At 42.7% G+C, this 13,735-nt stretch carries 13 protein-coding genes and 3 tRNA genes; 9 read left to right on the top strand and 7 right to left on the bottom strand.

Going from position 1 to position 13,735, the window contains the following annotated elements; genetic code table 11:
* Positions 1-61 precede the first annotated feature (61 nt).
* The 6 genes from ACERC6_RS02290 to ACERC6_RS02265 all read right to left on the bottom strand — a co-directional run bounded on the left by ACERC6_RS02290 (position 62) and on the right by ACERC6_RS02265 (position 3,343).
* Positions 62-1,408, bottom strand: a complete 1,347-nt coding sequence (locus ACERC6_RS02290) for a wax ester/triacylglycerol synthase family O-acyltransferase (protein ID WP_284673145.1) — start codon at positions 1,406-1,408, stop codon at positions 62-64.
* Positions 1,409-1,511: 103 nt separating this feature from the next.
* On the bottom strand, positions 1,512-2,321 hold the full coding sequence (locus ACERC6_RS02285) for a thiazole synthase (protein ID WP_373627749.1): 810 nt from the start codon (positions 2,319-2,321) through the stop codon (positions 1,512-1,514).
* A gap of 222 nt (positions 2,322-2,543) precedes the next feature.
* A tRNA-His gene (locus tag ACERC6_RS02280) sits at positions 2,544-2,619 on the bottom strand.
* A 27-nt stretch (positions 2,620-2,646) separates the two neighbouring features.
* A tRNA-Arg gene (locus ACERC6_RS02275) sits at positions 2,647-2,723 on the bottom strand.
* A 70-nt stretch (positions 2,724-2,793) separates the two neighbouring features.
* Positions 2,794-2,870: transfer RNA gene (locus ACERC6_RS02270), tRNA-Pro, on the bottom strand.
* Between the two features lie 158 nt (positions 2,871-3,028).
* Positions 3,029-3,343, bottom strand: a complete 315-nt coding sequence (locus tag ACERC6_RS02265; RefSeq protein WP_373627750.1) for a rhodanese-like domain-containing protein — start codon at positions 3,341-3,343, stop codon at positions 3,029-3,031.
* A gap of 184 nt (positions 3,344-3,527) precedes the next feature.
* On the opposite strand from ACERC6_RS02265, the gene ACERC6_RS02260 reads away from it, so the two are divergent.
* The 9 genes from ACERC6_RS02260 to sppA all read left to right on the top strand — a co-directional run bounded on the left by ACERC6_RS02260 (position 3,528) and on the right by sppA (position 13,238).
* The gene (locus tag ACERC6_RS02260) at positions 3,528-4,097 is read left to right on the top strand and encodes a DNA-3-methyladenine glycosylase I (protein WP_373627752.1); all 570 of its coding nucleotides are present in this window, start codon (positions 3,528-3,530) and stop codon (positions 4,095-4,097) included.
* A 154-nt stretch (positions 4,098-4,251) separates the two neighbouring features.
* Positions 4,252-5,880: a CTP synthase gene (locus ACERC6_RS02255; protein WP_284673140.1), complete on the top strand. Its 1,629-nt coding sequence runs from the start codon at positions 4,252-4,254 to the stop codon at positions 5,878-5,880.
* A 129-nt stretch (positions 5,881-6,009) separates the two neighbouring features.
* Complete coding sequence (gene kdsA / locus ACERC6_RS02250; protein WP_284673139.1) at positions 6,010-6,873, top strand: 3-deoxy-8-phosphooctulonate synthase; 864 nt, start codon at positions 6,010-6,012, stop codon at positions 6,871-6,873.
* A 102-nt stretch (positions 6,874-6,975) separates the two neighbouring features.
* Entirely contained in the window at positions 6,976-8,292 is a 1,317-nt protein-coding gene (gene eno / locus ACERC6_RS02245; RefSeq protein ID WP_373627754.1) for a phosphopyruvate hydratase, read from the top strand.
* 36 nt (positions 8,293-8,328) lie between these two features.
* Complete coding sequence (locus ACERC6_RS02240) at positions 8,329-8,730, top strand: septum formation initiator family protein (protein WP_373627755.1); 402 nt, start codon at positions 8,329-8,331, stop codon at positions 8,728-8,730.
* Position 8,731: 1 nt separating this feature from the next.
* Positions 8,732-8,857, top strand: coding sequence for a hypothetical protein (locus ACERC6_RS02235; protein WP_373627757.1), 126 nt, complete (start codon positions 8,732-8,734; stop codon positions 8,855-8,857).
* 15 nt (positions 8,858-8,872) lie between these two features.
* A complete protein-coding gene (ispD, locus tag ACERC6_RS02230) occupies positions 8,873-9,607 on the top strand; it encodes a 2-C-methyl-D-erythritol 4-phosphate cytidylyltransferase (RefSeq protein WP_284673136.1) in 735 nt (244 codons plus the stop codon).
* Positions 9,608-9,635: 28 nt separating this feature from the next.
* On the top strand, positions 9,636-12,050 hold the full coding sequence (locus ACERC6_RS02225; RefSeq protein ID WP_373630497.1) for a ComEC/Rec2 family competence protein: 2,415 nt from the start codon (positions 9,636-9,638) through the stop codon (positions 12,048-12,050).
* Between the two features lie 162 nt (positions 12,051-12,212).
* Positions 12,213-13,238, top strand: a complete 1,026-nt coding sequence (gene sppA / locus ACERC6_RS02220) for a signal peptide peptidase SppA (RefSeq protein ID WP_373627760.1) — start codon at positions 12,213-12,215, stop codon at positions 13,236-13,238.
* Between the two features lie 60 nt (positions 13,239-13,298).
* Here sppA and ACERC6_RS02215 read toward each other — a convergent pair whose 3' ends face one another.
* Positions 13,299-13,613, bottom strand: a complete 315-nt coding sequence (locus ACERC6_RS02215; RefSeq protein WP_284673133.1) for a CopG family transcriptional regulator — start codon at positions 13,611-13,613, stop codon at positions 13,299-13,301.
* Positions 13,614-13,735: the final 122 nt, after the last annotated feature.

Raw genomic sequence — 13,735 nt, 5'->3', positions numbered from 1 at the left:
TCAAGAATCAATATGCTTGGTTTTTGATTTGTGTGGTGTGTATGGCGTTGATACTGCTTGCTTACTTGATGTGCTGTTCATATATTGACAGATGTGATTCTATCAAGTGGGGTAGCTGTTCAATATCGGGCAAGGCGGTGCGACAAGCGGTAATGCCAAAATCTAGTGTATCTTGATGATTGGTTAGCGTAATGTTTAGTGCTTGTCCATCAAAAAGTACTGAAGCAGGAAAAATACTTGTCAGGCGTGCCCCATGAAGATATAGTGGCTGGGTGTCGCTTGGTACATTGGAGATGATTAGATTAAATGCTTGTTTGGTAGGGTGAAATCTGGTGGCAAGGTTGATGCCTGCCCAGCCATAAGTCAGAGCACTGTAATTGATGATTTGTGCTGGATTCATGCGAAGAAAGCGTTTTTTGCTTTGATTGATGCTTTGACTGATGGTGTGTAAGCGAATAATGGGGTCTGGCTCATGGGTGGCAAGATTGGTCAATAAAAATGACAACTGATTGCCCAAACTGCTGTCATCTTGACGCAAACCAATGGGCACAAATGCAAGCAAAGGCTTGTTCGGTAGGGCGTTTTTTTGATTTAGATAATCTCTTAATGCTCCAGCACACACTGCCAAAATAACATCGTTGGTCGTTACCGAATGGTGCTGAGCCACTGCCAAGAATCGATGTTTGTTCAGTGAATGAATGATTAGGGTGCGTTCGTTACTGATGCGTTGGTTGAGCATTGAGGGCGGTGCATCAAAAGTGCTGATGGTATGTGAGCAATGACGATGTTTAAAGTTGCGTACGATCTCACGCATAACAGGTTTGATGGTGCCAATCTGCTCTTTGATGATGGATGTGATGGACTTGCGGATGGGAAGTGCGGTGCGATATTTGGTGGTTGATGACCAAAATGGCTGTTGAAATGGTTCATCTGGCGAGCTACTAAAAGAGCGTTCTAGTAGTCGCATGGCAGCAACACCATCTGCCATGGCGTGGTGAGCCTTAAGATAGATGGCAAAACGCTTAGGGCTGTTAGCAGACTTTGCTGACAACCCTTCAATAAAATGCAGCTGCCATAGTGGGCGGTTGCGGTCTAAGATGATGCTGTGCTGATGTGAAATGTAGGTCATTAGCTCATCATCGCTTCCTGTGTCAAGCCTGATGTGTCTAAAATGATGGCTGATATCAAATGTTTTAACGGTATTCCAAAAAAGATAGTTTTTTAGGACTTGGTTAAATGGGAAGCTGGGTGCGGATTGATTATTTTTGATTTTTGTGATCAAATCATTAATGAAGTTATCATCAGCAGATTGTGGTATGTCAAATAAGCACAACCCTGAAACATGCATAGGCTGTTTTGCTGATTCTAACAACAAAAATAATAAATCAATAAGGGATAAAGGACGCACGCAGATTTCCTAGTTGACGCAGTCTAATATAACGGTAAAGGTAAGTTACCAATCAAGTTTGAATCTTGATTGGCGGTTGGTTGCAAAATGGCTAAAACTTTCATCATTGAAAGAAGTAGCCTGTCTGAGGCGAACTGGCGACAGCCATTTTGCGAGTAGGCATACGACCTGCCAAGAAAGCCTGACGACCTGCATGAATGGCATTTTTCATGGCGTGTGCCATCATCACAGGGTTTTGGGCGTGTGCGATGGCTGAGTTCATCAGCACACCATCGCAGCCAAGTTCCATGGCGATGGCGGCATCAGATGCTGTGCCTACGCCTGCATCGACCAAAATAGGCACATTGGCATTTTCAATGATGAGGCTTAGCGTGTGGCGATTAAGCAGTCCTAGCCCTGAACCAATTAAGCTACCAAGTGGCATCACTGCAACACAGCCTATGTTTTCAAGTTCTTTGGCGATGATGGGGTCGTCTGAAGTATAGACCATGACATCAAAACCATCATCAATCAGCACACGAGCCGCCTTTAAAGTTTCGGTAACATTGGGGTATAAGGTTTTTTCATCGCCTAGAACTTCAAGTTTGACCAGATTATGCCCATCAAGCAACTCACGAGCAAGTTGGCAGGTGCGAATGGCACTATCAGCCTCAAAACAGCCTGCAGTATTTGGCAAAATGGTGTAGTCTTTTGGCGAGATGACATCTAGTAGGTTTGGCTCTCCTTTATTTTGACCAATATTGGTGCGACGAATGGCAACTGTAACAATCTGACTGCCACTGGCTTTGATGGCGTTGCTTGTCTCGGTCAAATCTTTGTATTTGCCCGTGCCAACAAGTAGGCGTGATGAAAAAGTGCGAGAACCAATATGGAAGGTGTCATTAGCCAAGGGGTTTTGGGTTATTTCGCTCATAAAAAACTCTAAGTGATTCTAAAAATTTGCATTAGTATAGCAAATTTCTTGATGATTTTTTTGTAAAAATGCTAAATTTTATGGCTGTTTTTACCAAGAAATCCGAATCACTCAAACAGGTTGGATGTGTGTGGTGGTAGATGCAATGTGTGTTTAAGGTGTTGTGGTGAGTATAAAAATATAAAAAACCTGCCGACTATATAGTGGGCAGGTTTTAAGATATGGGGTGAATGATGGGACTTGAACCCACGACAACCGGAATCACAATCCGGGGCTCTACCAACTGAGCTACATCCACCATATTAACTGACTGGCAGCAGGCAAATGGCGCGCCTAGCAGGATTCGAACCTGCGACCACCTGCTTAGAAGGCAGATGCTCTATCCAACTGAGCTACAGGCGCTCTAGTGGCTTAATGTTAGTTATGATAAATCGACATTTACTAACAAAAAAAGCCGTTAAGGCTTTAAATATGGTCGGAGTGGAGGGATTCGAACCCCCGACCCTCTGGTCCCAAACCAGATGCGCTACCAAGCTGCGCTACACTCCGTTTTTAACTTAGCAGATTATCTTTCGATGTCTGCCGTCGTTGTGGTGCGTATGATACAGCTAAGTGCCATAGGTGTCAATTAAAATTTTAAAAAAAGTGATAAAAAATTTATAACATTATGATTTATAACAACTTTTTTATGGATAAAAATTCATTGATTATTCACTGGTCTCGGTGATGATGGTCATGCCGTGTGCGATTGCACCACGAGTACCGCCAATAAGGTGAATGATGTTGCGTGTTGGGTAAAGTTCATTGAGATATGCACAAGCACGAGCTGCTTTTGTGCCACCGCCACATAGCACATAAATATCTGCCGTCGTGTCAGTTGGCAGGTATTCTGTCAATGCGTCTATCGGTGCGTTTTTGGCGTGCTCGATATGACCAAGATGATAGCTTTGGGCGTCTCGGACATCTAAGATGATTTTATCTACGCTGGGGTTAAATTGCTCAATGGGTAGTTCTTTGATCATGATTTTCTCCGATTTTAGTGGTTTAAGTGATTAAAAATATTAAAATTTTAGATGCCAACAATCAATAAACTTGCCAAACATTCTGATAAGATGCACAATATATCAAATAGATGGGTGTGCAATGCTCACCAAGTTGCTTACTCTACCATAACCATAAAGCTACGACAAGATAACCAGAATGAATATGACAACAACAAAAATACGCTGTAACTGGTGTGGACAAGACTCTCTATATCAAGCCTATCATGATAACGAATGGGGTGTGGTGTGTCATGATGATGAGCGACTTTTTGCCATGTTGTGCTTGGAGGGTATGCAAGCGGGGCTTAGTTGGATTACGATCCTAAAGAAGCGGGAGAATTATTATCAGGCTTTTGATGGTTTTGATGCGTCTAAGATTGCTCAATATGATGATGAAAAAATCAATGAGTTGATGAGTAATGCAGGCATTATTCGCCATCGTCTAAAAATAAAAGCCATCATTGCCAATGCCAAAGCCTACTTAAAAATCAAAGAGAATCAGTCATTTAATGATTATGTGTGGGGTATCGTGGTATGCCATCAAGATAGAACACCTTTGATTAATCATCCAAAAACAGCAGAAGAGATTCCTACAAAGACGGCCGCCAGTATCGCCTTATCAAAACAGCTCAAAAAAGATGGTTTTAAGTTTGTTGGTCCTACTATTTGTTATGCCTATATGCAGGCGTGTGGTATGGTCAATGACCATGTGGCTGATTGTGATTTTAAATGATTGAGTTGGTCATCATAATGTACAAAGTTGCAAGTCTAAAAATGGATTTTAATCAAGGGTGTGATTATAATAAGGAGAAAAAATTTTATTCGCCCCTATATTTTTTTGGCAAATTTTAGTAAAATTCGGTTTTACCAGTAAGTGATGAATTCTTATGACTAAATTTATTTTTGTAACAGGCGGTGTGGTTTCATCTTTGGGTAAGGGCATTGCGGCTGCATCATTGGCATCTGTGCTTGAGGCTCGTGGTCTTAAAGTTACCATGACAAAGATGGATCCTTATATTAATGTTGACCCTGGAACGATGAGTCCATTTGAACATGGTGAGGTATTCGTTACCGAAGATGGGGCGGAGACCGACCTTGATTTGGGTTATTATGAGCGTTTTTTGAGACGCTCAAAGATGAGTAAGGCGAATAATTTTACCTCTGGTCGCATTTATCAGACTGTGCTTGCCAAAGAACGCCGTGGCGATTATTTAGGTAAGACCGTACAGGTTGTACCACATATCACCGATGAGATCCAAAGTCGCATTTTGGCATCTGGGGAAGGTTATGATGTGGCGATGATTGAGATTGGCGGTACAGTAGGCGATATTGAAAGCCTACCTTTTATGGAGGCGGTGCGTCAGCTTATGGTGAAACTTGGGCGTGAAAATACCATGCTCATGCACCTAACCTTACTCCCTTATATCTCATCAGCCAGTGAATTAAAAACTAAGCCAACTCAGCACTCAGTTAAAGAGTTGCTATCCATTGGCATTCAGCCTGATATCTTGGTGTGTCGCACAGAACACGATGTGGATGCAGATACTCGTCGTAAGATAGCAATGTTTACCAATGTGTCAGAGCGTGCCGTTGCTGTATGTAAAGATGCTCGTAGCATCTATGAGATTCCACGCACTTTTTATGAGCAAGATTTGGATGATTTGGTATGTGAGCGATTTGGCTTTGAGTTACCAGAGGCGGACTTGTCTGATTGGGATAAAGTGATTGATGGTCTGTTTGATGCCGATGGCGAGATTGTCGTGGCGATGGTGGGTAAATATGTTGAGCTACCTGATGCTTATAAGTCGGTCAATGAGGCTTTATTGCACGCAGGTATTCACAATAAAACCAAAGTGAAAATTCACTACATTGATGCCGAAAAACTAGAGACCGAAGCCAATCTAATGGGTGAGCTAAAAGCGTGCGATGCTGTGCTTGTGCCTGGTGGTTTTGGTGAGCGTGGCACTAAGGGTAAGATGATGGCGATTCAATATGCTCGTGAGAACAACAAGCCTTATTTGGGCATTTGCTTGGGTATGCAGCTTGCGGTTATTGAGTTTGCTCGTAATGTTTTGGGCTTGCAGGCGAACTCTACTGAGTTTGACCGTAAGGCTACAGACCCCATCATTGGCTTGATTACCGAGTGGCTTGATGAAAAAGGCGAATTGCAAATCCGTTCTGATGATAGTGATTTGGGTGGTACCATGCGTCTAGGTGCTCAAGAAGCACAGTTGGTATCAGAATCAAAACTTGCCAAGATTTATGGTGCCGTGAACATTACTGAGCGTCATCGCCATCGCTATGAAATGAATAACCGCTACATTGAGCCATTAGAGCAAGCGGGAATGAAAATTTCAGGTTATTCTGCCAAACAGCACTTGGTTGAAGCGGTTGAGATTGACAATCATCCTTGGTTTGTGGCGGTGCAATATCACCCAGAGTTCACAAGTTCGCCTCGTGGCGGTCATCCGTTATTTAATGGCTTTATTAAAGCAGCCATGGATGTCAAGGGCTAATCAAATCAAGCATGTCAATGAATGATTGGTATGCTTTTTAATCAGTGATTAACTAGCTTTAATGAGTTAATTAGGGTGGCTTAATAACAAGCCGGTCATTAAAATTAAGCAAGAAAAGGATAAATAGTCATGACACAGTCATTATCCACACCGCAATCACACATCAATGTTGCAGGCATCGAGATTGGCAACGATAAGCCTTTTGTACTATTTGGTGGCATGAATGTGCTAGAAAGTCGAGAGCTTGCCTTTGAGATTGCAGAGACTTATATTGATATTTGTCATCGTTTGGGTATTGGCTATGTATTCAAGGCAAGCTTTGATAAGGCGAACCGCTCGAGCCTGTATTCATTTCGTGGTCCTAGCCTTGAGACAGGTTTAACTTGGCTTAATGACATTAAAGAAAAATATGGCGTTCCCATCATCACTGATGTACACGAGCCTTATCAAGCTGCCCCTGTAGCGAAAGTGGCAGACATTATTCAGTTGCCTGCATTTTTGAGTCGTCAGACTGATTTGGTGAGTGCAATGGCAAAGACAGGGGCGGTCATTAACATTAAAAAAGCCCAATTTTTAGCACCACATGAAATGTCTCATATTATCAATAAATGCCTAGAGGCGGGCAATGATAAGATTATTTTATGCGAGCGTGGCACTTCATTTGGTTATAACAACTTGGTTGTTGATATGCTTGGCTTTGATATCATGAAGGGTATGAATGTGCCGGTATTTTTTGATGTTACTCATTCCCTACAAGAGCCTGGCAAGCGAGCTGATAGTGCAGGCGGTAGACGCCATCAAATCACAACGCTGGCTCGTGCGGGCATGGCGACAGGACTGGCAGGACTATTTTTGGAAGCACACCCAGACCCTGATAATGCCAAATGCGATGGCCCTTGTGCTTTGCATCTAAATCAGCTGGAGTCTTTTTTGTCTCAGATTAAGCAGTTGGATGAGTTGGTTAAAGGCTTTGAGGCGTTAAATACATATTAACCATGGTTGGCATAGGTAACATGGGTGAATATTTATGTTATACTATGACTTATTTTGTTTGACCTATCATTAAATTTTCCTAACCAAACTAAGGAACATATCATGTACGCTGAGAACTATGACAATCAGTTAGAAATTAAAGACATTGTTGCTCGTGAAATTTTGGATTCTCGAGGCAATCCTACCATCGAAGCTGATGTGGTATTAGCAAATGGTGTGGTAGGTCGTGCATCTGCCCCAAGCGGTGCATCAACAGGCTCAAGAGAAGCACTAGAGTTAAGAGATGGTGATAAAGCTCGCTATCTAGGCAAGGGTGTTAAAAAGGCCATCACCAATGTCAATAGTCAGATCAGAAGTTCACTGCTAGATAAGCTAATCACCAATCAAGCAGAGATTGATAAGATTCTCATCGAGCTTGATGGTACAGAAAATAAAGGTAATCTTGGTGCGAACGCAACTTTAGCCGTGTCTTTGGCAGCAGCTCGTGCAGCAGCAACTGCTCAAAACCTGCCTTTATTTCAATATATCGCCAACCTGCGTGGACAGACTGCACTAACAATGCCTGTGCCGATGATGAATATCCTAAATGGTGGTGCTCATGCGGATAATACTGTTGATATTCAAGAGTTTATGATTGAGCCTGTGAATTTTACCAGCTTCTCTGAAGGCTTGCGTGCAGGAGCAGAGATTTTTCATGCCTTAAAATCAGTCTTAAAATCTCAAGGTTTGAACACGGCAGTAGGTGATGAGGGTGGTTTTGCACCAAACTTGCGTTCAAATGAAGAAGCCATCACCGTTATTCTAAAAGCAATTGAACAAGCAGGCTACACCGCAGGCAAAGATATTTATCTTGCATTAGACTGTGCATCAAGTGAATTTTACAAAAACGGTCAGTATGTGCTAGAGGGTGAGGGTAATAAAGCATTTACTAGCAATCAGTTTGCTGATTATTTGGCGGGCTTGGTGCGTCAATATCCGATCATCTCTATTGAAGATGGCTTGGATGAATCCGATTGGGAAGGTTGGGCATATCTGACCAGTATTTTGGGCGATAAGATTCAGTTGGTTGGTGATGACTTGTTTGTAACCAATCCAAAAATTCTAAAAGAGGGTATTGATAAGAATATCGCTAATGCCATTTTGATTAAGTATAACCAAATCGGAACGCTGTCTGAGACGCTAGATGCCATTTATCTTGCCAAAGAACATGGTTATGCCGCTGTCATTAGCCACCGTTCTGGTGAGACTGAAGACGCTACCATTGCTGATTTGGCTGTTGGTACGGCAGCAGGTCAAATCAAGACAGGTTCGCTATGCCGTTCTGACCGTGTGGCTAAGTACAACCAACTGCTTCGCATTGAGCAGATGGTAACGGCAAGCTATCGTGGTCGTGAAGAATTCATCGGACTTCGTGGTTAATTGAGTACTGTTGTGGGAAGTACGACAAAAAGACCTATGCTCACCGTAACAACCAAGCGACTTGGCACGGTGGGCTATTTATGCCTGATTGTCTTTGCTGTGGTTGTACTGGTTCTCTTGCAGTATCAGTATTGGCATGGCGAGAGTGGTCATGCTAACTTAAATCTACTCAATGAACAAATCGCCAAACAGCTAAGTATTAACAGCGAGCAAGCCCAAAAGAACAGCCTACTGCGTGCTGATGTGCGTGATTTAAAAACTCAAACATCCGCCATAGAAGAGCATGCAAGAATTGATTTGGGGCTAATTAAGTCTGGCGAGACTTTTTTTCAGCTGTCTAATTCACCCATTACTTATAGTCGGCAGATGATTACAAGTGATGAAGTGGATGCGGTTGAGCCTGTAGATGGCTTGGTAGAAATGGATTTGGATCATTAGCATGGATAATATAAGATTGGCAAGTTGCCAGTCTTATTTTTTTTCGCTGTTGTTTTTTTGTATTCTAGAAGATGTATGGGTGGCGGTGTGTGGTATGTTCTTATCAATGATGAACCATGTGATTTAAGGTTGGTGGTTTTATATGCTGGATGATTTAAAAAATACCAATAACAGCACTGACGCAGTTCATGCTTTAATGGTGGCGGCAGGTAGGGGTTCTAGGTTTGGTTCAGATTTGCCCAAGCAATACCTTTTATTAACAGATAAGACAGTGCTTGAAGAGAGCTTGGCTTGCCTAGATGGTGATGGCATTGATGATTTGACTTTGGTCATTGCTAAAGATGATACATATTTTGATAAGCTGAATCTGACTCGTCAGCGACCGCTATTTGTTGGTTTTGGTGGTCTTGAGCGCTGGCAGTCGGTGCACTCAGGCGTATCGTTGATCCGTGCTCGTGATGGGCGTGATGATGACTGGGTGGTGATTCATGATGCAGCACGCCCTTGTTTACCAAAGGCGGATTTAACAGCGTTACTGACCGCCTTAGAAGTGTGCAATGCGGATGCGGCAATACTGGCGACACCTGTGGTAGATACGCTAAAGCAAGTATCTTGTGAAGGTTTGATTGAAAAAACAGTGGATAGAAGCACGCTTTGGCAGGCACAAACTCCGCAGGCGTTTCGCCTAAAAACACTCGAGATGGTGCTAGATAAAGTAGCGGAGTTGGGGCTTGATATCACTGATGAAGCCAGTGCCTTTGAAATGCTAGGGTATAGGGTGCAAATAGTGCAGGGTTCAAGGCTTAATATGAAGCTTACTTATCCTGATGATTTGCCATTACTGCGGTTGATACACAAACAATTAACCGATGAATAGATGAGTTGTCCTAAGTTGCAAGGTATATATGCCAAGTTTTTTAAGTGCGTTGATAATTGCCATCATGCTTGGGGTACTTGCTGTCATGCCAACTGTGGCGGTTGGCGATGATTTATCAACATGGCTACTATCTCCTTATGCTAATGGCATACTGTCGGCACTGCTGATGTGTACGGTGATTGGTTTTGGTTGGTTGCTAAGACACGCTCAATCAATGAAGGGTGTGTTATTTGCATTGTTGTTTGTTGTGTTGACAAGTTTGTTTGTTTTTCGTGCGATGATGGCACACCATGAATTTGAGCAATCAACCATATCACATAATCACACCGTTACTGCTACGGTGCATATAGATGACATCAGTGATACTGTATATGATGATTTAATGGGTGGTAACTATCGCCAAAAGGCGGTCATCACTGATATCAAACCTGTTTTTCAACTCAATCGCCATGCAGATGATGCACTGATGGCAACCAACCCTTTTCATGTGCAAGCTGATGACCAACTGTATGCTACGCCAAACAGCATATCGCCAGATGATTTTGGCTTGCCTGCTCAGATGACGGTGCTTTTGACGGCAAGGGTAAATCCTTCTGGGCATTTAATAAATCTTAATCAATTAGCACCGAATATAAAAGCACGCATGACGCTTGTGCTAGAACCCATTGCCACTCAAAAAAATGCTAGCGGTTTTGATGGCAATATCTGGCTACGCACCAGACATATTCATGCGATGGCACAAGTTATCGCCATTGACGGGGTGGAAGTCATACAACCAAACTCACTAATGAGCCATCTTGAATCACTACGCCAACAGCTACGAGTGCATTTTTATCAAGATTGGCAGTCTTTAAGTTTGGCTAAGCAACAAGCAAAAGCTGTGACATTAAGCCTATTAACAGGCGATAGAGCACTCATTAGCACACAGACAAAATCTTTATATCAACTGGCCGGCATTTCACATTTGCTAGCAATTTCTGGTACGCATGTGGTATTTTTGGCATTGATACTGGCGTCATTGGTAACATGGTTGGTGGATAAGATTGCCCCTAGTATTTATATGCGTACGCCAAGATGGCAGATTCGGCTGACTGTTATGTTGATTGCTAGCATGGGTTATGCCTTGTTCACGGGATTTGATGTGCCTGCCATGCGTACGGTGTATATGCTAGCGGCATTAGCATTAACTCGCTATTTTGTGCTACCGTTGTCGGATTTGAGCTTGCTTTGTATTGTGGGGCTAATCATGGCATGGCTTGATCCTTATGTTTTATGGCAGGCGGGATTTTGGTTGTCATTTGTGGCGGTCTTGTTGCTCATGCGTTATGAGAATGTCTGGAGTGATGGCACGGTGCAGGGTTGTGGTTATTTTGCCAAAATTCGTGCTATTTTGTTGTTACAATGCTGGCTATTTGTGGCGATGCTACCATTGTCAATTTTATTTTTTGGCAAAGTATCTCTTTGGAGTGTGCCAGTTAATTTGGTCGTGGTTGGGCTTTTTGGTGTTGTTATCGTTCCGATTAATTTGGTTGCAGGGGCAATATTTACATTTTCATCAAGCATTGCTGATGTACTATGGAGACTGTCTTCTACAATTTTGTTGTGGCTACATGAGGCGTTAGAACTCTTGCTCGTGGGTGATTCTTGGCTGTATGCACCATTTGGGGCGGCGGGGTTTGTATTATGTGTGCTTGTATTTATTCCACTGATGACAAGAGTGCTACCAAGATCATTATTATTACTACCTGCATCGGCACTATGTTTTATGGTCATCAATCATGTGCTGGGCGTACCATTGAATAAAGATGGTCGTGCCGCGGCAATCTTGGTGAATGCAGGGCATGATTATTTGGGAGCGGTGCTGATTAAGCATGAATCTGGGGCATGGCTATTGCTATCGGACTATGGGGTAAAATCACTTGGAGAGAGACAGGCAGATGTTTTAATTGGCGAGCTTCGGCGGAACAGCATCAATATGCTAACAGGTGTCATCACTCAGACTCCAAGTACAAAGTTGCCATTATTAGTCGCACGACTACAACAGAGCATTCCGATTGGACAATATTGGCAGGCAGGGCGTTCTAATGAGACGCTCAGTCAGCTGACTGCTATGCCTTGTCAAGTAGGGCAAGCCTATCAATCTCAGGCGTTATCTGTGCGTGCCATCACAGGCTGGCAGTATATCAATGATGAGTCGGTGTGGGGCTGTACCATTGAGATGGTATCAGATGTACCCATTTCACTGCCAAATAATGAGCAAGACGAGTCAACTCATGTCTCTCGGCTTGTCATCAATGGCTCTACGCACAAAAATACTTGGGTGCTGTGGCGTGGGCTTTGTGAAAATGATGCAACACTTGCTTCGCCTAAAGCTGGGGCGTGGCTGTCTCATCCAATGGCGGTAGCGGACATACAGGCCATTGATATGCTATTTGATGATTAGGTGGGTATGTAGAATGAACGAATGTTGCTTGTTTAAAATCTACTAGATACTAGGATATTTAAGGCTTTTGAGTTACAATGGGTGTTTTATTATCACAACATTTATATCACAAAACAATGGCGGTTATCGCCTATCAATATATATTTATAGGAAAAAAACATCATGGTTTGGCCACCTAATCCTCATCAGTCGCCCTCATCTTCAGCAAATACCCCTAAGTCATCGCCCACATCACCTGAATGGCAACTCATCGAAAAAACCATGATGGCGGGCATTGAAGAGCAAAAGAGAGCTCGTCGTTGGAGCATATTTTTTAAATTATTAACTTTTGCTTATGTGGTGTTTTTTGTGTTATTTTTGGGTAGGGGCTGTACAACAACTAACACTAAAGCAGGTGTGCCAATGGGTATTGGTGAGCCACATTTAGCGGTGGTTGATGTACAAGGGGCGATCATGCCAAATAGTGAAACCAGTGCACATCATATCAATGCTGCCTTGCAAGAAGCATTTGAGAATACCAATGCCAAAGCGGTGGCACTGGCTATTAATTCGCCTGGTGGTTCGCCTGTGCAGTCTGATGAAGTATGGCAGATGGCAATGGAGCTAAAAGCAGAGTATCCTGATAAAAAACTTTACGCCATCATTGGTGATACAGGTGCATCAGGAGCGTATTATATCGCATCGGCGGCCGATGAGATTTGGGTAAATCCATCTAGTTTGGTTGGCTCTATCGGTGTGATCATGTCTGGGTATAATATCGAGCGACTGTTGGATAAGGCGGGCATTGCTGATCGTACTTTAACCGCAGGCGAATACAAGGATATCTTATCCATGTCAAGACCGATGAATGAGATTGAGCGTACCCATGTGCAGAGTCTGCTAAATGATACGCATCAAAATTTCATTGAAGCGGTTAAAAAGGGTCGTGGAGATCGCCTAAAAAACCCTGAGCAAAATCAGATATTTACAGGGCTATTTTGGACGGGTAAGCAGTCTGTTGAGCTGGGTTTGGCAGATAAGATTGGTGGTATGTCGCAACTAGAAAAACAGCTAAAACTGGAATCGGTGAATTATAGCTATATTGACCCTGTTAAGCAGTTTTTTGACCGTTTTGGGGTGCAGATGGGTAAAGGTCTGGGGCAGGGAATTAAGATTGGTATTTTGGGACAAGATACACAGTTGCAATAACAAGCACCGCCATCAATAAAAAACGCACTTATTAAAGTGCGTTTTTTATTGATTTATGGCCTAAGTGATGGATTGGTCTAAGTCGCAGTTTTTATTGACATCAGCCAGTGCTTCATCGATGATTTTTTGGCTGACGCCTTTTTTGCGTAACTTTTCAATAAATAGCACATCATCCGCTAAGTTGTAATTACAGTTATCACGGTCTAGCCCTTGACGAATGTATAGACGAATTAAGCCTTGAATGCGATTAAAACCATGTGTACCAGCCGTCTCTTCTAGATGACTGATGATTTCTTCAGACAGTCGCAAATGCACGGGACGCATGACGACTTCTGGGTGATTGGAAAATTTGTTTTTAATCTTTGGGGAAATCATAGGGTCTTCTTGATTTTGTTTTGATGGAATAAATTGCTACATTCTATCATAAAATGATGACAAAAACACCTTAATTTTCCTTATACAAGAAAACTTGTGCCAATATTTTAAACTAACTTTAT

This window comes from Moraxella sp. E33BD, from assembly GCF_041807865.1.
Classification (GTDB): Bacteria; Pseudomonadota; Gammaproteobacteria; order Pseudomonadales; family Moraxellaceae; genus Moraxella; species Moraxella haemolytica.
The sequence above is the reverse complement of the archived record's forward strand: the minus strand, read 5'-3'. Positions and strand labels throughout refer to the sequence as shown.